Annotated in this window: 14 protein-coding genes and 2 pseudogenes; 7 read left to right on the top strand and 9 right to left on the bottom strand. The window is 68.0% G+C overall.

From position 1 onward, the window contains the following. Nucleotides 1–104 precede the first annotated feature (104 nt). The 6 genes from sdhA to MJ797_RS17835 all read right to left on the bottom strand — a co-directional run bounded on the left by sdhA (nt 105) and on the right by MJ797_RS17835 (nt 9,074). Complete coding sequence (gene sdhA, locus MJ797_RS17860; RefSeq protein ID WP_255739134.1) at nt 105–1,859, bottom strand: succinate dehydrogenase flavoprotein subunit; 1,755 nt, start codon at nt 1,857–1,859, stop codon at nt 105–107. 29 nt (nt 1,860–1,888) lie between these two features. After that, entirely contained in the window at nt 1,889–2,326 is a 438-nt protein-coding gene (locus MJ797_RS17855; protein WP_239336415.1) for a succinate dehydrogenase hydrophobic membrane anchor subunit, read from the bottom strand. Next, entirely contained in the window at nt 2,326–2,676 is a 351-nt protein-coding gene (sdhC, locus tag MJ797_RS17850; RefSeq protein ID WP_374582498.1) for a succinate dehydrogenase, cytochrome b556 subunit, read from the bottom strand. Before sdhC ends, MJ797_RS17855 begins: the two co-directional genes overlap by 1 nt. A gap of 378 nt (nt 2,677–3,054) precedes the next feature. Beyond that, the gene (locus MJ797_RS17845; RefSeq protein WP_239336396.1) at nt 3,055–4,941 is read right to left on the bottom strand and encodes a serine/threonine-protein kinase; all 1,887 of its coding nucleotides are present in this window, start codon (nt 4,939–4,941) and stop codon (nt 3,055–3,057) included. A gap of 72 nt (nt 4,942–5,013) precedes the next feature. Further along, nucleotides 5,014–6,840 carry a serine/threonine-protein kinase gene (locus tag MJ797_RS17840; protein WP_239336393.1) on the bottom strand — a complete coding sequence of 609 codons (1,827 nt, stop codon included), beginning with the start codon at nt 6,838–6,840 and terminating at the stop codon, nt 5,014–5,016. A gap of 320 nt (nt 6,841–7,160) precedes the next feature. Further along, entirely contained in the window at nt 7,161–9,074 is a 1,914-nt protein-coding gene (locus tag MJ797_RS17835; protein WP_239336390.1) for a hypothetical protein, read from the bottom strand. 121 nt (nt 9,075–9,195) lie between these two features. On the opposite strand from MJ797_RS17835, the gene MJ797_RS17830 reads away from it, so the two are divergent. The 4 genes from MJ797_RS17830 to MJ797_RS17815 all read left to right on the top strand — a co-directional run bounded on the left by MJ797_RS17830 (nt 9,196) and on the right by MJ797_RS17815 (nt 12,424). Further along, nucleotides 9,196–9,795, top strand: a complete 600-nt coding sequence (locus MJ797_RS17830) for a cytidine deaminase (protein WP_255739132.1) — start codon at nt 9,196–9,198, stop codon at nt 9,793–9,795. A gap of 224 nt (nt 9,796–10,019) precedes the next feature. After that, on the top strand, nt 10,020–11,108 hold the full coding sequence (locus MJ797_RS17825) for an adenosine deaminase (RefSeq protein WP_239336447.1): 1,089 nt from the start codon (nt 10,020–10,022) through the stop codon (nt 11,106–11,108). Between the two features lie 100 nt (nt 11,109–11,208). Further along, nucleotides 11,209–11,775 carry a DNA-3-methyladenine glycosylase I gene (locus MJ797_RS17820; protein ID WP_305039784.1) on the top strand — a complete coding sequence of 189 codons (567 nt, stop codon included), beginning with the start codon at nt 11,209–11,211 and terminating at the stop codon, nt 11,773–11,775. Nucleotides 11,776–11,896: 121 nt separating this feature from the next. Next, complete coding sequence (locus MJ797_RS17815; RefSeq protein WP_239336387.1) at nt 11,897–12,424, top strand: hypothetical protein; 528 nt, start codon at nt 11,897–11,899, stop codon at nt 12,422–12,424. 51 nt (nt 12,425–12,475) lie between these two features. Here the strand turns inward: MJ797_RS17815 and MJ797_RS17810 are convergent. Next, a pseudogene (locus tag MJ797_RS17810) lies at nt 12,476–12,610 on the bottom strand (2-deoxyribose-5-phosphate aldolase); the annotation flags it as partial. 137 nt (nt 12,611–12,747) lie between these two features. On the opposite strand from MJ797_RS17810, the gene upp reads away from it, so the two are divergent. Continuing rightward, the gene (gene upp / locus MJ797_RS17805; protein WP_239336384.1) at nt 12,748–13,371 is read left to right on the top strand and encodes a uracil phosphoribosyltransferase; all 624 of its coding nucleotides are present in this window, start codon (nt 12,748–12,750) and stop codon (nt 13,369–13,371) included. Nucleotides 13,372–13,489: 118 nt separating this feature from the next. Here upp and MJ797_RS17800 read toward each other — a convergent pair whose 3' ends face one another. Then, nucleotides 13,490–14,296 carry a purine-nucleoside phosphorylase gene (locus tag MJ797_RS17800; RefSeq protein WP_239336381.1) on the bottom strand — a complete coding sequence of 269 codons (807 nt, stop codon included), beginning with the start codon at nt 14,294–14,296 and terminating at the stop codon, nt 13,490–13,492. 261 nt (nt 14,297–14,557) lie between these two features. On the opposite strand from MJ797_RS17800, the gene MJ797_RS17795 reads away from it, so the two are divergent. Continuing rightward, nucleotides 14,558–16,138, top strand: a complete 1,581-nt coding sequence (locus MJ797_RS17795) for a methylmalonyl-CoA mutase (protein WP_239336378.1) — start codon at nt 14,558–14,560, stop codon at nt 16,136–16,138. A gap of 221 nt (nt 16,139–16,359) precedes the next feature. On the opposite strand, the gene MJ797_RS17790 is transcribed toward MJ797_RS17795, so the two are convergent. Beyond that, nucleotides 16,360–17,541 (bottom strand): Fic family protein, encoded by a 1,182-nt coding sequence (locus tag MJ797_RS17790; protein WP_239336376.1) that lies wholly within the window; start codon nt 17,539–17,541, stop codon nt 16,360–16,362. A gap of 211 nt (nt 17,542–17,752) precedes the next feature. Here MJ797_RS17790 and MJ797_RS17785 point away from each other — a divergent pair. Then, nucleotides 17,753–18,020, top strand: a pseudogene (locus MJ797_RS17785) (hypothetical protein); the annotation flags it as partial.

The raw sequence follows: 18,020 nt of genomic DNA, 5'->3' as shown, positions 1-18,020 counted from the left end.
CATAGGCCGCGCTCTGGGTGACCCGAACATCGAAACCTGGCCCGGACCAATCTGAGAACGCCCGGCGTGGTCCGCAGCCTCGAGTGAAACCGGATTGGGTTCCGTCAGTACTTGCGTTCCATCGGCTCGTAGCGGGTCATGGCGACGGGTTTGTAATCCAGCCGGATCTCCGCTGCGGGCGAGCCGGCGACGAGCGGCCCGGAGCGGTAGGCCATCGTGTGGCGCAGGAAGTTGACGTCGTCCCGGTTCGGATGGTCCTCCCGCGAGTGCCCGCCGCGGGATTCGTTGCGGGCAAGCGCGCTCACCACCAGGCACTCGGCAAGGTCGAGCAGGAAGCCCAGCTCAACGGCTTCCAACAGCTCGGTGTTGTAGCGCTGGCCCCGGTCGGTGACACCGACCTGCTGGTAGCGGGCCTTCAGCCCGGCAATGTCGGTGATCGCCTGCTTGAGCGTCGTCTCGGTGCGGTACACCGACGCGTTGACGTCCATGGTCTCCTGCAGCTCGCGACGGATGGCCGCCGCGTTCTGGGTGCCCGCGCCGTCGCGGAGCCTGGTCAGGAGCCCTTCGACAAAGGCTGCCGGGTTCTCGGGCAACTCGGTGTGACGATGCGTCGCGATCGCGTGTTCGGCGGCGGCAATGCCCGCTCGGCGGCCGAAGACGTTGATATCCAGCAGCGAGTTCGTTCCGAGCCGGTTCGCGCCGTGCACGGACACGCATGCGACCTCCCCGGCCGCATACAGGCCCTTGACGACGTCGGTGTTGTTCCGCAGAACCTCGGCGTCGATGTTCGTCGGGACGCCGCCCATGGCGTAGTGGGCGGTCGGCTGGATCGGGATCGGGTCGGTGTAAGGCTCGATGCCCAGGTAGGTGCGGGCAAACTCGGTGATGTCAGGGAGCTTGGCGTCGAGCTGCTCGGGCGGCAGGTGGGTCAGGTCGAGATAGACATGATCGCCATTCGCGCCACAGCCACGGCCAGCACGGATCTCGGTGTAGATGGCCCTGGCCACCATGTCCCGGGGCGCGAGGTCCTTGATGGTCGGCGCGTAACGCTCCATGAAGCGTTCGCCGTCCTTGTTGCGGAGGATACCGCCCTCGCCACGGGCACCCTCGGTGAGGAGGATGCCCATCTTCCAGATGCCAGTCGGGTGGAACTGGTAGAACTCCATGTCCTCCAGCGGCAGCCCGCGCCGGAAGATGATGCCCATCCCGTCGCCTGTCAACGTGTGCGCGTTCGAGGTGACCTTGAAAACCTTGCCGAACCCGCCGCTGGCGAACACCACCGACTTCGCCTGGAAGATATGCACCTCACCGGTGGCCAGCTCATAGGCGACGACCCCGGCCGTGACGCCCTCGGTGAGTAGCAGGTCCAGCACGTAGAATTCATTAAAGAATTCGATCTTGTTCTTGACGCACTGCTGGTAAAGCGTTTGCAAAATCATATGGCCGGTGCGGTCGGCCGCATAGCACGACCGCCGGACAGGCGCCTTGCCGTGGTCACGCGTGTGGCCACCGAAGCGGCGCTGGTCAATCCGGCCTTCCGGCGTGCGGTTGAACGGCAGGCCCATCTTCTCCAGGTCGAGGACCGCGTCGATGGCCTCCTTGCACATGATCTCGGCCGCGTCCTGGTCGACCAGGTAGTCGCCGCCCTTGATCGTGTCGAAGGTGTGCCACTCCCAGTTGTCCTCCTCGACGTTGGCCAGGGCCGCGCACATACCGCCCTGAGCCGCGCCGGTGTGGGAGCGGGTGGGATACAGCTTGGTCAGCACGGCGGTGCGACAACGCTTGCCGGCTTCGAGTGCCGCGCGCATCCCCGCGCCGCCGGCACCCACGATGACCGTGTCGTACTTGTGAACCTGCACCGCTTGGACCTCCGCCTTCCCAGGCGCCGTCAGGAGATGTTCGGGTCGAACGTGAAGATGACCAGCGATCCCAGCGTGATGACCAGGCCTGCCGACACATACAGCAACATCTTCAGCCAGAACCGGGTCTGTGCTCGCTCAGCGTAGTCATTGATCACTGTCCGTAGGCCATTGGTTCCGTGCAGTTCGGCGAGTACGAGCATGAGCAGATCCCAGGTCCGCCAGAACGGTGAGGCCCAACGGCCCGCGACGAAACCGAAGCCGATCCGTTGCACCCCGCCATCAAGGATGTTCATGATGAACAGGTGACCGAGCACGAGAAAGAGCAGCAGGACCCCGGAGATCCGCATGAACAGCCACGCGTACAGCTCGAAGTTCGTTCGCGCCTTCGGGCCGCCCGGCCGCCGCCGCGGGCTGCGCGGTGTCTCGATGGCCGGGGCGGCAGCGCCGTTGATTGTCGTCGCCATCAGGACGCGCTCCCGAACAGGGTCTCGAACGTGTGCTTGAGCATGAAGAAAGCACCGGGGACGACGAGGACCAGCCACACCACGATCTCGGTGTAGAGCATCTGGCGCTGGAAACGGGGGCCGGATTTCCAGAAGTCGATCAATGTGATCCGGATCCCGTTGAGTGCGTGGAAGACGACCGCGGCTACAAGCCCTACCTCCATCAGGTTCACGATCGGGTTCTTGTAGGTCGCGATCACACTGTCATAGGACGACGGTGACACCCGCACGAGCGCGGTGTCCAGGACGTGGGCGAACAGAAAGAAAAAGATCAGTACGCCGGTGATCCTGTGCGCAACCCAGGACCACATCCCTTCACGGCCGCGGTAGAGCGTTCCCGCTGGTGCCTTCGGCACTGAAAGCTCCTCCGGACCTGCCTGCCGACAGGCTGGTCCTGATGGTCCCGTCCGATGACTCTTGGTAACCTAGCTGGCCCGAAGGGCCCGCGTCGGCAGCTGGAGCGAAGCCGAGTGGCGGGTTCGGGGGGCACTAAGCACCTTGAGACATCATGCGGACGATGGTTTGTGTGGACCCGATGTTAGTGCTGAGCCCATGGGGGGGCATGCCAGCTTCGGTGACACTTAGGTGAAGTATGTCACAGAAAGTGATCGCTTTCATTATGTTTCGAGGCTGGCGGCCATCCGTTGTTGATCAGAGAGATCCCCGGCGGTCCCGTGGGCTTCGAGGCGTCACTGAGCCGGTGGTGGCGGTGGTGGCGGTGTCGCTGTCGGTGTCGATGTGGTGGGGGGGGACGACGCGGGCAGCGTCGAGGTGGGCGAGATGGCCGGCGCCGTGGGGCTCGCGGCGACGCCGGTCGGCGTCGGGCTGTGGGCCGCCGGGTCGGTCTCGATGGGCGTCGCCGCGGGTGGGCTGGCTGAGGCGCTCGGTGATGCCCTGCGGCTGGCCGGAAATCTGAACGAGGGCGCGAGGCCGGTCGGGAGCACCCGAGGATTGAGGTTGTTCTGCTCGTCCGCCGTGCTGGTCGCCGCGGGGATACCGTTCCCGCCGGGGTTCTGCGGCTGGGTGCCGCCGGACCCGGGGGTGAGGACCCCGCTGAGCGCTATTGCCGCTCCAGTCGCCACCGAAGCGGCGGCCACCGCGATGATCACAGCCCGCCGGAGCGGAGGCTCACCGTCTCGGCCGGTAGCTGACGCTGGCCCATCACCATGATGATCATGACTGAAGGGTGCGCGGGCTGGGCCGATCGCGATGTCGCCGGAGACTGGTAGCAGACCGTCATCCTGATCAGAATGTCTGCCGGCGCTGTATCCGGCGGAGCCGAGCGAGCGGGAGCCACCCCGGTGAGCCGTCAGTGCGGTGGTGCCCGTGACCCCCGATGCCCCGGCCGCCGCGGGGTCCTTGCGCAGTCCCACCGCAAGCGCGGTCAGGGGCTTCTCATACAGCGCGGAGCCGATCGAAACCTCGGCGATCTCGATTTTGTCGGCCATGGAGCCGACGGCTGTCAGTTCATCGCCCTCGCTGGCGGTATCGGGCGCGCTGGCGGTGGTCCCGCTCGCCGTCGTCGCGCCGCCGGCTGTGGTCCCGCTGGCTGTGGTCGGGCTCAGGGCGACGGCGTCGGCATCCGCATCCCCGATGGGCAGCAGATCGCCGCCGACATCCTCGAGGCCGGCCGAACTGGACTCGACCGGCGCCGCGTCACCTTCGTCCGGCCTGTTGACGTCCGGTTTCGGCCGACCGCTGATGACGGAGGCGGGCACCGCCGCGGTGCCCTGGGCGATCGGCGCCAGCCGCTGGCGTATCTCGGCCGCCCCTGGACGCTCCGGCGCGGGCCGGTCGAGCAGATCGGTGAGCAGGCCACGCAGTGGGCCGGCGAGCCGGAACGGACGCCTGCGTCCCTCCACCACGGCGGTGAGAACCGCGTACGTTTCCGGCCCTTCGAACGGAGGCTGCCCCTCCACCGCCGCGTACAGTGTGGCGCCGAGCCCCCACAGGTCGCTCGAGGGAGTACCGGAGGAGCCGCGGACCCGCTCGGGGGCGATGTAGGCGGGCGAGCCGACGAGCGCGCCTGTTCCAGTGAGCGTAGAGTCGCCGTCGGTAGCCGCAATCCCGAAGTCGGTAAGCCGGACATGGCCGTCCCGGCCCAGCAGTACGTTGCCGGGCTTGATGTCGCGGTGCAGCACGCCCGCGGAGTGCGCGGCGGCGAGCGCGTCAACGAGAGTGAGGCCAATTGCCGCGACCCGCGCTGGTGGGAGCGGGCCGTTCGCGCGGATGGCCTCTCCCAGGCTGTCCGCGTTGACCAGCTCCATGACGATCCAGTGGCGTTCGGCTTCCTCAGCCACGTCGTAGACGGCGACAATCGCCGGGCTGTGCAGGCGGGCCAGCGCGCGGGCTTCGCGCAGCACCCGCGTTCGGATGGCGTCGCGCTCGACCTGGGTTCCGGCAAGTGGGACGAGGATCTCCTTGATCGCTACCGGGCGCTGGAGAAGTTCGTCCTCGCCGCGCCAGACGACACCAGCGCCACCACGACCGATTGGAGTATCCAGACGGTAACGTTGAGAGACGTATCGGGGTGTGTTGTGACGCGAGGAGTCTCCGGGCGGCGTCGGTCTGGACATCCCCTTAAGTCTCGCAGACGCGTCGCCGGATGCGCTGGCCACCCTTGCCCAGCGCGGTCCATTGGTCACCGTTCATGGGCCTGGCCGGAACGTCGAGAAAAGCCGCCACATCAACGGAAGATCCGCTGACCAGCTGGCGTCGGACGTGGACCAGTACAACGCGTAGCCATGGCCGTTACGAACAATTCCGCGATTGAGAACATGAACTCTTTTTCCGCCGGAGGTGTAGAGGAATTCCCAATCCGCCTGGATTGAGCCGTCTCCGCCGTCACTCGGCGTGATCCGCACGCGTTCGTAGTTCGTCAGGCGCGCGCGCAGGTCGCCTTCGTGTGCCTGCCAGTCCGCCAACGCGGATGGATTTGCCTGCGCCGCGGTGTCGACCCGCAGGTAGGCACCAGTATCCGGATTGATGAAGTCGATTCGTTCGGTGCCACCGGCTGGGTGCTGCTCCCAGCCCTGTGGGTAGGCGACCGACCAGCCGGAGCGTCCGCTGTAGGACTGCCAGCCCGCGGGCGGCGTTACCGGGGCCGGGGCCGTCGGCGCCAGCCCCGGATCACCGACCACCGCGCCACCGGTCGGTGGCGCCGCGTTCGTGGCGGCCGGAGCCGGCGTCACGGGTGTCCTCAGCGGGGTCTTGGCCGTGCCGCTGAGCACCGCCGTCGGATTGGCGCTGCCGGTCGGCCCGTCCGCGCCTGAGCCCAGGCTGAGCAGCGCGGCCGAAGCGAGTGCCGCGCCCACGATGAGCGTCGCGGCGATGATGGCGATGAGCAGCCGGAGCCGCTTGCCATCCGGTCGGGGAGCCACCGTCGGTACCGAGCCGGGAGCGGCCGGGGCGGCCGCGTTCACAGCCGCGCCGGCCGCTGCCGTTTCCGGCTGGACCGGGATTGCCATCATCGTGGCCGGTGCCGTGCCGGCATCCGTGGCCGCCATCTCGTGCTGCCCCTGGCTCTGCTCCTGCTCTTGGCCCTGCTCCTGGTCCTCCTGCTCCTGGCGGAGGGCTTGGGGGCTGACCGGACGCCTTGCGGACTCGCGTTCACCGACCTGCCGCAGACGTTGCCTGGCCCGCGGCAGGGACGGGCGGGCGGACGGCTTCGCAGCCATGAGGTCGTCGATGATCGGCGCAAGGGCACCGGCGAGCCGGAACGGCTGGCGTCGTCCGTCGACGATTGCGGTCAGCGTCGCGATGGCGCTGTCGGACTCGTACGGCGGCCCGCCCTCCACAGCGGTGAAAAGCGTCGCGCCGAGCGCCCAGATGTCACTGCCGGGTCCGCCCGTTCCGCCGCGAGCCCGCTCCGGAGCTATGTAGGACGGCGAGCCGAGAAGAACGCCGGTCCGGGTCAGCGTCGGGTCTCCGGCGGACAGCGCGATGCCGAAGTCGGTCAGCCGGGCCCGCCCGTCAGCGCTGATCAGTACGTTGGCGGGCTTCACATCGCGATGGACGATTCCGCTGCGGTGCGCGGCCTCAAGGGCGTAGCCGAGGCTGATGCCGATCCGGGCGACCCGTTCCCGGGGCAACGGCCCGGACTCACGGATGATGTCCGCCAGCGACGGGCCGTCCACCAGCTCCATCACGATCCACGGGCAGTCGTCGGCATCAAGCACGTCGAAGACCGAGACGAGGCCTGGATGGTGCAGGCGGCCGGCCGAACGCGCTTCGCGAAGCACCCTCGTGCGCAGGACCGCCCGCTCATCCGCGGAGATCGACGGCGGAAGGCGGATCTCCTTGACGGCGACCTCGCGCCGCAGCAACTCGTCAGTGGCCGCATAGACCACCCCGAAGCCGCCCCGGCCAAGCTCATCGCCGAGCCGGTAGCGACCCCCGATGAGGTGGGGCGGACGCGAGGCATGGCCAGCCTCGGGCTGTCCCGTCTCGGGCGTCGTATGGCGGTCGAGCGACATCCGTCCGTTTCACCTCCTCGTTCCCATCGTCGCGGACCAAGCCAAACTTTGCGGGTACCGCGCTGTATCGGTGAAGCGCGGCGCCGGTGGCCCTCGGTTTCCGTGCGGGTGGCCGCAAAGTCCGTGTGGTCATCGCTTGGTCCACTTCATCACACACCAGAGTGTGGGCTGACGCCCGGTTCCCGCCGAACGGCCCGGGGCCGTTGAGGGCTCAGGTCGTTCCGCCGCCACCCGTCCGTCACGCCATACCGGCGCTGACGGTTCCAGGTTCATGATCTGGCCGGTTCGCGAGCCCCGGGCACGAGCCCCGGGCGCCGGTGTCACGGCAACAGCCAGACATACACGCCAGCTGTGAACCGCGGTTGCCGTCCCACCAGAAACGTCACTGTGTCGCGAAGTTCCGGCGCATGCTGGGCCGGGCCGAGTACGACAGCACGTACCCCCAGGCGGATGAAGTCATCCCATGCCTGTGTGATCTTTGCTGGGGTCAAAGCCGGGGTTCCCGCGGACCGGCCCCACCCGACGTCAGTCAATAGTTGTGCCGTCGCGGTCGGCCTTCGCCCACCCATGTAGGCCTGCCCGTCGTCACCCGGGCCGATGAAGTAGCCGCCGGGCATCGAGAAGTGGAAACGGGCCGCGGTCTGCCAGAAAAGCGGTGCGGTCTGGAGCCCGCTCGGGTACGGCAGCAGCAGCACGGTCGAATTCGCGGGGAGAACCCTGAGCGCGTTGGTGGTGAAGAACGAGGGAACATCAGGCGACCGTTCGACGGAGTATGGCCGTGGGACCAGCGGCAGGACGCATACCGCGGCGACTACGACCGCTGTGGCCGAGCCGCCGGAGCCGAGCCGGGAAGGCAGGAGATCCAGCACGATGGCGAGGATGAGCCCCGCCATCAGCGCGGTGCCGAGAGCAAACCTGTCGGGTAGCGCGGCGTCGAAGACCGGAATGCGGGCGACCAGGTTCCACGGTAATAGCAGGCCAGTCTCGACGCCATTGACGAGCAGTGTGCTGCCCAACGTCAGGACCGCCAGGGCCAGGCCGGTGAGCCCGGCTATGCGTAGTCTGAGGTCACGGAAGCCGAGGGCGGTCGCGGAAAGACAGAGGATAAGCAGGGGCCAGCCGAGGTAGCTCATGTACTCCGGTGCGCCGCCCTGGAAGGACGCGGCCCGTCTGGCCTGCACGGCCGATGCCAGTAACTGCTGTGACGAAGGAACGTAGAGAGCCGTCAGGTCGCTCTTGTAGAAATTAGTGAGAAACGGGCTTCCGTGGCTTCGCGGAGAACCGAGGAACTGAATTCCCAAAGGGATGGAAGTCAGTGCGAGAAAAGATGGCAAAGCAATCAGGAAAACGTGCACGGACCCACCGGAGTTGCGGAGGAAGCCTGGCCGGCTCAACATCAGCAAGGTGAGCCCGAGTATGGCCGTCACCGCGGTTATGAACAGCACCTCTTCGCCGGTCAACAGTTGCAGGCCAGCGCCCGTGCCCAGCAGGATGCCTTTTCGCAACGGGCGTCCTGTCCGCTGGATGATATCGGTGATCAGGCAGAGCAGCAGCGGGATGGCCGGTGCGAAAACCAGGCTCAGATGGCCGGTGCCGGCCGCCACCAGCGCCGGGGAAAAACCGTACACGTAGCCACCCACGTAGGCTGCCACCGCCCCCACGCCGAGCTTGCGCGCGAATAGCTGGGCGCCCAGGGCTGACAGTGCGAAGGCCAGCACGATCAGCACGTTGTAGGATGCCACCGGGCCGGCGGCGATGGTCAGCGGAGTCAGTAGCAGGCCGGGCGCCAGGACGGATGTGTTCCAGAGCGCGTTTATTCCCTCCGGCGCGTTTGCCAGGTGCGTGATGAACGGGTTCGACAGGCTGGTGACCGCGTGCGCGGTATGCGCGAGCCACCAACAGTACAGACCGGTGTCGTTCGGATTACCCGCGATTATGTTCCGGGTGGGCTCGGACCAGACCCTGCCGGTGAGCCCGAAGGCCAGCAGAAGATAGCTTGCGGCAACTGGCAGCCGCGTTCCCACGCGTTGCCGCCACCCCGGCCGCGCCGAGCCTCCAGCGGCCCGGGGGAACCACGACCGCACAGCCGCCGGTCCGGGGCGCGACACGCCGTCGGCGGTCCCGGTGGGCGGTGATTCCCGTGGCGGCGTGGCTGGCGTGCGCTGAGCGCCGGTCGATGACTCAACGGTGTGCTCGGTCCCGGGCGCGGCCAGCTCGGCGGACCACTTTTCCATTCAGTCCTCCACCGGCTGCCAGCGGGAAATCGTCGTGGTGCGCCGCGCTCCACCGCGCCGGACGGGTACGGCGCGCGTTGAATCAGCCCTGCGCTGAGTCACATCCTTGCCTAACCGGGCCATGATCGTCGCTCAGGCCGACGGGCTGCCTGTTGCCTGCCCGTTCGTCCGGGCCCGCGGCAGTATCCCGATTATGATCAGCGGCATACGAGCAACGGGTACCGGCTGTGAGCGGCTACGGAGAGGCGTCCATATGGTCGAGCCGAGCGGCTGCGGACACCTGCCGGCGGCGGGCGTTGTCGACTGGGAGCGCCTTCGGGGCGCGGCGATGCGGGTCGCGGCCCGCGCGTACGCCCCGTACTCTCGCCTTCACGTCGGGGCCGCAGCCGTGGTCGACGACGGCCGTCTGGTCGTCGGGTGCAACGTTGAGAACGCCTCCTTCGGGCTTACTCTCTGCGCTGAATGCAGCCTTGTCGGAGCGCTGTGTTCCTCGGGGGGCGGACGGCTTGTCGCGGTCGCCTGTGTGGATGCCGCGGGTGTCCCGCTCGCACCCTGCGGGCGGTGTCGCCAACTTCTCTACGAACACGGGGGCCCGGATCTCCAGGTAGCTCTGGCCGGGGGCCCGCGCTCACTTCATGATCTTTTGCCGGAAGCGTTCGGGCCCGCCGACCTGCCGCCCGGCGGGCCCGGCGGACCGCCGCGCAGCGAACGGTGGCCGTGACATTCCATGCCATCGATCTCATCAGGGCGAAACGAGACAGTGGCTGGCTGCCCGACGGCGTTGTGGGCTGGTTGATCCGTTCCCGCACGGATGGACGGTAGGACCGCGTCCACCGGTAGGACATGCGCCCATCCGCGGGGGCGGCGCGGGAAGCAGGGCGTATGGAGCGGGTGGCGCGCGGTGGCGGTCAGGCCGCCGTCGCACGCCTGCCGTACGGTCGGGCGATGAACGTGCCCGCCCCGCCACCCTCGTTGGACGCCATCCGCCGGGCACCCAAGGTGCTGCTGCATGACCATCTCGACGGCGGGCTCCGTCCCGCGACCATTGTCGAGCTTGCCGACGCGGCCGGTTACGGCGCACTGCCTACCCTGGCGGTGGACAAGCTTGCGACCTGGTTTCGTGGCGGCGCCCACAGCGGATCACTCGTGCGCTATCTGGAGACGTTCAGCCATACCGTCGGGGTCATGCAGACCGCGGACGCGCTCGCTCGGGTGGCTCGTGAGTGCGCCGAAGACCTCGTAGCGGACGGCGTCGTCTACGCTGAGATCCGGTTTGCTCCAGAGCTGCACGTCGAGCGTGGGCTTGCGCTCGACGCGGTGATCGAGGCGGTCCTGGACGGCCTGCGCGCCGGCTCGGAGGGGACCGGGCTGACGATCCGCGCGCTGGTCACCGCCATGCGCCACGCGGCGCGATCGCTGGAGATCGCTGAAGCCGCGGTCCGATGGCGGGACCGGGGCGTCGTCGGTTTTGACATCGCCGGCGCGGAGGCCGGCTTCCCGCCCACCCGCCATCTGGATGCCTTTCAGTACATGCAGCGGGCGAACGGGCACTACACGATCCACGCCGGCGAGGCGTTCGGGCTGCCCTCGATCTGGGAGGCGCTGCAGTGGTGCAACGCCGACCGCCTCGGTCACGGTGTTCGGATCATGGATGACATCACCGTCAAGCCGGATGGCGACATAGCCCTCGGACGGCTTGCCAACTACGTCCGTGACGTCCGGGTGCCGCTGGAAATGTGCCCTACGTCCAATGTCGACACGGGAGCGTGCGCGAGTATCGCCGAGCACCCCATCGGTCTGCTGCGCAGGCTCCACTTCCGGGTGACGGTCAACACCGACAACCGGTTGATGAGCGGGGTGACGCTGTCGAGCGAGTTCGCCAGGCTGGTCGACACCTTCGGCTACGGCTGGCCGGACCTGTCATGGCTGACGGTCAACGCGATGAAATCGGCCTTCATCCCATTTGATCAGCGTCTCGCCATCATCAACAATGTGATCAAGCCTGGCTTCGAGCGGCTGTGCTCCGGTGGGTAGCCGACCGGCTGATGCCGTGGCTGTGCCGGCCGGTGCTGTGGCGGCCACTGCCGGTGCCGGTGCCACTGCCGGTGCCGGTGCCGCTGGGCGCCGCGGCCGTGTGCTTACCGGTGTCGCGGCCGGGCCGGACGGCTGTCCGCGCTGCCCCTGGGCGCTGTCCACGCCCGAGTACATCGCCTACCATGACGAGGAATGGGGGAAACCGGTCCACGACACCGTCGGCCTCTTCGAGCGCCTCAGCCTCGAAGCATTCCAGTCGGGCCTCTCCTGGCTGACTATCCTGCGTCGGCGGGAGGCTTTCCGCAGAGCGTTCGCGGGATTCGACCCGACGGTTGTCGCCTCTTTCGGCCCGGCCGATGTCGAACGGCTGGCGGAGGACACCGGAATCATCCGCAACCGACGGAAGATTCTCGCGACGATTGCCAATGCCAACGCGGTCCTGGCGCTGGGCATGCCATTGGGCGAACTGGTCTGGTCATTTCGTCCCGCGGTCGCGGCGGTACCGGTGGTGATCGCCGATCTGCCCACGTCCACGCCCGAGTCGGTGGCGCTGGCCAAGGCGCTGAAAGCCCATGGCATTACCTTTGTCGGCCCGACGACAGGCTACGCCCTGATGCAGGCGTGTGGCCTGGTTAACGATCACCTTGCCGCCTGCGTGAACAGGTAGCGGACGGGCGGCTCCGGCGCTGGTACCGCCTGGGCCCGTGGATGCTGACCCGGATCAGGCACGGTTTCCGTGCGATCGTGTACCGCTGGCGGCTCAGTCCGTTCCGCTACCATAGCCGATCATGTCGGACGTAGCGGTACTTGCGATTGTCAGCGTTGTCGTCACCGGCATAGGCGCTCCGGGAATCATGGCGTTGGCGGGCCGGCTGGAGTCGCGGCGGTCGCATCGGCTCGCCATCGGAAGGGAATGCCGTGACGTGCTTGATTTCGCGGCTGAGCAGTTGGCGAGATCCCAGCGGACCACCGCGTGTTGTATCAGCCTGTGGTCCCGGGGAATCATGGATAACGACGATGAGGCAAGGGACTATCTCCGGTGCCGCAATGAGGCGAACGAGGCGGCCCGCACGGCCTATGGACGGCTGTGCGTCAGGTTCGGCCCGGCCTCGGCCGTCGCGCGGCACTTTGACGAGGCCATCGAGAGTATGCAGCGGCTGACAGACGTGCTGCGAGGCTATCGGGCCGGCGACACCTACGACGCCTGGGTGACCCAGGCCAGCGCGGAGTCGGCGGAGCTGACCGCGGCGAACGAGAAGTTTCTCAGCGTGGCCAACAAGGCGATGTCAACCCGCAGACTCGGCCAGGGCACCTGAAAAACGCGGCCAGGGCACCTGAAAGCCGGGCTGGGCACCTGACGGGCTGGGTCACGCGGGCGCCGGCGGCTGTTCGGGGACAGCGGCGAGAACGTCCGGGGCGGCGGACATGCCGAGCCTGGTGGCGCCGGCCTCGATGAACGCGGGTGCCTGTTCAGCGGCGCGGATGCCGCCGCTTGCCTTGATGCGGCAGTGGGGAACCAGGCGCGGATCCGCCGGATCCGGCTGGCCGGCTCGCTCCGGAGGGGATGCTGGTCATGCGTTCCATCATTGCGGGCGGATGCGAGCGGGGGCCATGGCACTGTGCGGGAGGTGAACGGATCGTGCGGGTCGACGTTGTCGAACATCCACTGGTGACGGCGCGGTTGACGGTGCTGCGTGACAGGAGCACCGAACCGCCGGTGTTCCGGGCGGCGCTGCGGGAACTCGCAACGATGTTGATCTACGAGGCCACCCGGGAGCTGATGACCGTCGGGTACACGGTCGCCACCCCGCTCGCCTCCACCAGCGGTGGCACGCTTGCCACGGCGCCGATCGTCATACCGGTGCTGCGGGCGGGTCTGGGCATGCTGGAGGCCGCGCTCGGCCTGCTGCCCGAGGCACGGACGGGGTTCATCGGTCTCGCCCGGGACGAGAAGACCTTCCAGCCGCATGCCTACCTGGAGTCGCTGCCGGAGAACCTGGCCGGATACCCGGTGCTGTTGCTGGACCCGATGCTCGCCACCGGCGGGTCAGCGCTGCACTGCCTGCGGCTGTTGGCCGACCGCGGCGCCACCGGCATGATTCTCGTCTGCGCGCTGGTGGCTCCCGAGGGCCTCGCCGCGCTGGACGCGAGTGGTCTCGACGCGCGGGTGGTGACCGCGAGCATCGATGAGCGGCTGAACGACGACGCTTTCATCGTCCCCGGCCTCGGGGACGCTGGTGATCGTCAGTTCGGCGCGGTCTGACCGGTATTTCGGCGAGGCCTGACCCGGCATGGTGCGCATTGGCCGATATCAGCGGTGGCGTACAGGCCGAACCGGCGGACGAGATCGTCGAGCCGGCCGAGCACGGTCGCCGGGCCGTTCAGAGCCTCGTGACGACCGCCGCGAGCAGTGCACCCATCCGCTCGGCGGCGGCGGCGCCGGCGGCCAGCACATCGAGGTGGCTGAGCGGCTCGCCGGTCATCCCCGCTGCGAGGTTGGTCACCAGGGACAGCGCCAGCACATCGGCGCCTTCAGCCCGTGCCGCGATCGTCTCGTGGACGGTCGACATGCCGACCAGGTCCGCGCCGAGCGTCCGTAGCATCCGGATCTCGGCCGGGGTCTCGAAATGCGGACCGGGCAGCCCGGCATACACCCCTTCGGTGAGCGTGGGGTCGACGGTACGGGCCAGGTCGCGCAGGCGCGGAGCGTAGGCGTCGGTGAGATCGACGAACCGGGGGCCGGCCAGGGGACTGCGTCCGGTGAGGTTGATGTGGTCGGCGATCAGTACAGGCTGGCCGACGCTGTAGTCCTCCCGGAGCCCACCCGAGGCATTGGTGAGCACGATCGTGCTCACACCGGCCGCGCAGGCCGTCCGGACGCCATGGGTGGTGACGGACATGTCGTGGCCTTCATAGGCGTGGATCCGCCCCAGGAAAAGCAGTAGGTGACGTCCGCCGAGGGTGACCGAACGGACCCGGCCAACGTGCCCGGGAGCCCGTGGCGGCGGGAAACCACCGAGCTCGGTGACGGCTGTCTCGCCGGTCACGGTTCCGGCCGCGGCCAGTACGTCTGCCGCGGGCAGCCACCCGGAGCCGAGAACCACGGCGACGTCATGACGCCTGATTCCAGTGATCTCCGCCAGGCGCGCGGCCGCGGCCGCGGCATCGGGGGGCCGTGTGTTCGGCACGGGGATGGTGGGGCACATACGCTGACTGTAGTCGTTGCGTATCATCATGAAGGATGGTAAAAAACCATTTTTGTCCGCTTTTGTATGTGTATAGCACTGATGACCGGATTCATCGGCCTGAATGTTTTGCGCCACAGTTTGTCATGATTTGCCGTGCTAGGCGGGGTGTCGGTTGGTGGGTTGATCGGTGTGCGGCGGGGGCGGCGCGCGTGGCGGCCGTGGGGCGCGCGCCTGGGGGCCGGCTTTCCATACCATCTGGCCATGAGCGAGCGTCTGTCGGAGTCCGGTCAACCGATCAAGTCGGTGTACGGCGCGTCTGATTTTTCTGGGGATCTACCGGCGCGTCTCGGCGCCCCCGGTGAGTACCCGTTCACGCGGGGCGTCTACCCGACCATGTATACCGGCAAGCCGTGGACGATGCGGCAGTATGCGGGCTTCGGCACCGCCAGGGAATCCAACGAGCGCTACCACTCGCTTGTCGCCGCCGGCACCGGCGGGCTTTCCGTCGCTTTCGACCTGCCCACCCAGATGGGCTTCGACTCCGACGAGCCGATCGCGCACGGTGAGGTCGGGAAGGTCGGTGTGGCGATCGACTCGATCGAGGACATGCGGGTGCTCTTCGCCGGTATCCCGCTGGACAAGGTCTCCACCTCGATGACCATCAACGCGCCCGCGTCGGTACTGCTGCTGCTGTACCAGCTCGTCGCCGAGGAGCAGGGCGTCCCCGGTTCGAAGATTACCGGGACAATCCAGAATGACGTCCTCAAGGAATACATAGCGCGCGGCACCTACATCTATCCGCCGGCACCGTCGCTGCGGCTGGTGTCGGATACCTTTGCCTACTGCCGCAACGAGATTCCCAAATGGAACACGATCTCGATTTCCGGTTATCACATGGCCGAGGCCGGGGCGACTCCCGCGCAGGAGATCGCATTCACCCTCGCCGACGGCATCGCCTACGTCCGGGCGGCGATCGAGGCCGGGCTCGCGGTCGACGAGTTCGCCCCGCGGCTGTCGTTCTTCTTCGTCTCCCGTACGACCCTGCTGGAAGAGGTGGCGAAGTTCCGCGCCGCCCGGCGAATCTGGGCGGACGTGATGAAGAACACCTTCGGCGCGACCAGCCCCAAGTCGATGATGTTGCGGTTCCATACCCAGACCGCTGGCGTCCAGCTCACCGCGCAGCAGCCCGAGGTCAACCTCGTCCGGGTCGCGGTGCAGGGCCTCGCGGCCGTACTGGGCGGTACCCAGAGCCTGCACACGAACTCCTACGACGAGGCCATCGCCCTGCCCACGGTCAAGGCCGCGACGCTGGCGCTGCGCACCCAGCAGGTCCTCGCCTACGAGACGGACATCACCGCCACGGTCGACCCGTTCGCCGGCTCCTACGCGGTCGAGGCGCTGACCGACGAGGTTGAGAACGCCGCCCGTGAACTGATGGAGCAGGTCGAAAAGCGCGGGGGAGCGGTCGCCGCGATCGAGCAGGGCTACCAGAAGAGCGAGATCGAGAACTCCGCGTACGCGGTCATGAAGGGCATCGAGGACGGCTCCCGCACCGTGGTCGGCGTCAACCGGTTCCGCGCCGAGCAGGAGGAACACTACGAGCCGCTGCGGGTGGATCCGGCGATCGAGGCAGACCAGTCCGCCCGGCTGGCCACCCTGCGTGCCGACCGCGACAACGCTGAGGTGACGCGCTGTCTGGACGCGCTGAAAGCCGCCGCGCAGGGGACGGAGAACGTCCTTTACCCGCTCAAGGAGGCCCTGCGCGCCCGCGCCACCGTCGGAGAGACCTGCCACGCCCTGCGGGCGGTCTGGGGGGTGTACCGCCCCGCCGACGCCTTCTAGCCCCGCCGGGCGCGGGGGAAACCCTGGCGGCGTTTCTCGTCGCCTTGCAGGCCCTCCGGGCATGCGGCGGCTTCTCGGCCTGGCCAGGCTTCCCCCTGCATCCCGGCGGTTGTGGGCGCGGGGGAAACCCTGGCGGCTGGGATGCGGGGCTCATCCCGGCGTCCTTGTGATACCTACAGGGCTGTTTGGTATCACAAGGACGCGCCAGTGGTAGGTAAGTATCACTCGATCATCGTGGGCTGTGGGGGCGAGGCCGGGCGACCATCGATCGCCTGGAGGATGCCGTTCGCGACGAACAGACGGTTGCGGGTACGGCCGGGCAGCTCCGTGAGGATGTCGGCTGCCACCAGTTTCGCGACGTTCAGGCTGGCGGAGCGGTGCGTCACGTCGAGGATGCGCCGAGCACGGCTGACGGTCAGCGCCGGGATCTCGAACAGGGCATCCACCAGTACCGCCAACAGCGCGGACGAGCGTGCGGTACCGACCCGGGCGCGGTAGTCGTCCCGCAGAGCCTGCAGTGTGGCGGAACGCCATACCGCGTCCCGGGCCTGTTCGGCGACGCCCCGAAGGAAGAAGCCCACCCAGCCGGGCCAGTCTCCATGGGTGGAGACCCGCAGCAGGCGAGCGTAGTACTCATCGCGCCGCGGTTCGATCCAGGCCGAGATGTCCAGCAGCGGGGTGTTCAGCAGCCCCCATTCGGCCAGCAGCAGGACGACGAGGAGCCTGCCGACGCGGCCGTTGCCGTCGAGAAACGGGTGGATTGCCTCGAACTGGTAGTGCGCGCAGGCAATTGTGATGAGCGGTGGCAGGTCGTGGTCGGCATGCAGATGTTTCTCGAACGCGTCCAGGCATTCCCACAACCGCTCGGGGGGCGGCGGAACGTAGGTTGCGTCGTCGAGGGTGCAGCCGGGCGGCCCGATCCAGTTCTGACTTCGCCGAACGTCACCAGGAGTGGCGTAGTTGCCGCGGACGTCGCTCAGCAGGACGGCATGTGCCTCCCGTAGCAGCGACACGCTCAGGGGGAGCCGGCGGTTCGGGTCGAGGACGTGTTCGACCGCTGTCACATAGTTGAACACCTCCCGGACGTCGTCGCCTTCATCGTGGGTCGGTCGGTCCGCCTCGAACAGGACCAGATCCGACACGGACGCCTGGGTGCCCTCGATCCGGCTGGACAGCACGGCTTCCCGGCGGACGAGGGCGCGGGCCAGCAGCCGTGGGTTCGGCAACGTCCGGCCGGCGCCGGCAAGTTCGCCCAGCGCGCGGTCGGCCTCGGAGAGCAGGCCGATCAGGGGCCGGTCGAAGGCGAGCGCGGGCGGCAACGGTGGCGGGAGGAAGGCGAGGTAGTCGCGTTCGGCCCGGACGATGTAGCCCGACTGCTCAGGAGCGAAGGAGTCGCGTCGCACTGGTACTGACCTACCGTCCCGGTGTCCTTGTGATACCTACAGGGCTGTTTGGTATCACAAGGATGCGCCAGTGGTAGGTAAGTATCACTGGCGCCGAGCTGTGATCGGGGCGGCCCCGCGCGGGATGCTCCGGTGCGCGGCATCGGGTCTCCGTGCGCGTAGAGAGCATGATTGCGCACCTTGCGGCCGGTTCGGTGGGAGGCTGGCAGGCATGCGTCTGAGACCGGTGCGGACGGTCGGGCCGCCGGAGGTTCCGCTGGAGCCGGGGGAGTTCACCGAGGTCGTGCTGCGCGGCCGGCTCACCGCCCCGTCCGGGCCGGGGGCGGTGACCGCGCGGGCCGAGCGGTTCATCGGCCACCGCCTGGGGACGTCCCGCTGGATCCTGCTCACCACCCGGCGGTTGTTGGTTGTCGCGCCCTTCCCGCGCGAGGGTGACTACTTCGACGTGGCGTTCGACCGGCGGGTGATCTCGGCGTCCC

Source organism: Protofrankia sp. CiP3, assembly GCF_917627345.1.
Classification (GTDB): Bacteria; Actinomycetota; Actinomycetes; order Frankiales; family Frankiaceae; genus Protofrankia.
This window is presented reverse-complemented; position numbering and strand designations above follow the sequence as displayed.

Bases quoted from the DNA above. Each gene is read 5' to 3' on its own strand.
- MJ797_RS17855 (WP_239336415.1), bottom strand. From the start codon at position 2,326: ATGGCGACGACAATCAACGGCGCTGCCGCCCCGGCCATCGAGACACCG.
- sdhC (WP_374582498.1), bottom strand. From the start codon at position 2,676: ATGTGGTCCTGGGTTGCGCACAGGATCACCGGCGTACTGATCTTTTTC.
- MJ797_RS17845 (WP_239336396.1), bottom strand. From the start codon at position 4,941: ATGTCCAGACCGACGCCGCCCGGAGACTCCTCGCGTCACAACACACCC.
- MJ797_RS17840 (WP_239336393.1), bottom strand. From the start codon at position 6,840: ATGTCGCTCGACCGCCATACGACGCCCGAGACGGGACAGCCCGAGGCT.
- MJ797_RS17835 (WP_239336390.1), bottom strand. From the start codon at position 9,074: ATGGAAAAGTGGTCCGCCGAGCTGGCCGCGCCCGGGACCGAGCACACC.
- MJ797_RS17830 (WP_255739132.1), top strand. From the start codon at position 9,196: ATGATCGTCGCTCAGGCCGACGGGCTGCCTGTTGCCTGCCCGTTCGTC.
- MJ797_RS17825 (WP_239336447.1), top strand. From the start codon at position 10,020: ATGAACGTGCCCGCCCCGCCACCCTCGTTGGACGCCATCCGCCGGGCA.
- MJ797_RS17815 (WP_239336387.1), top strand. From the start codon at position 11,897: ATGTCGGACGTAGCGGTACTTGCGATTGTCAGCGTTGTCGTCACCGGC.
- MJ797_RS17795 (WP_239336378.1), top strand. From the start codon at position 14,558: ATGAGCGAGCGTCTGTCGGAGTCCGGTCAACCGATCAAGTCGGTGTAC.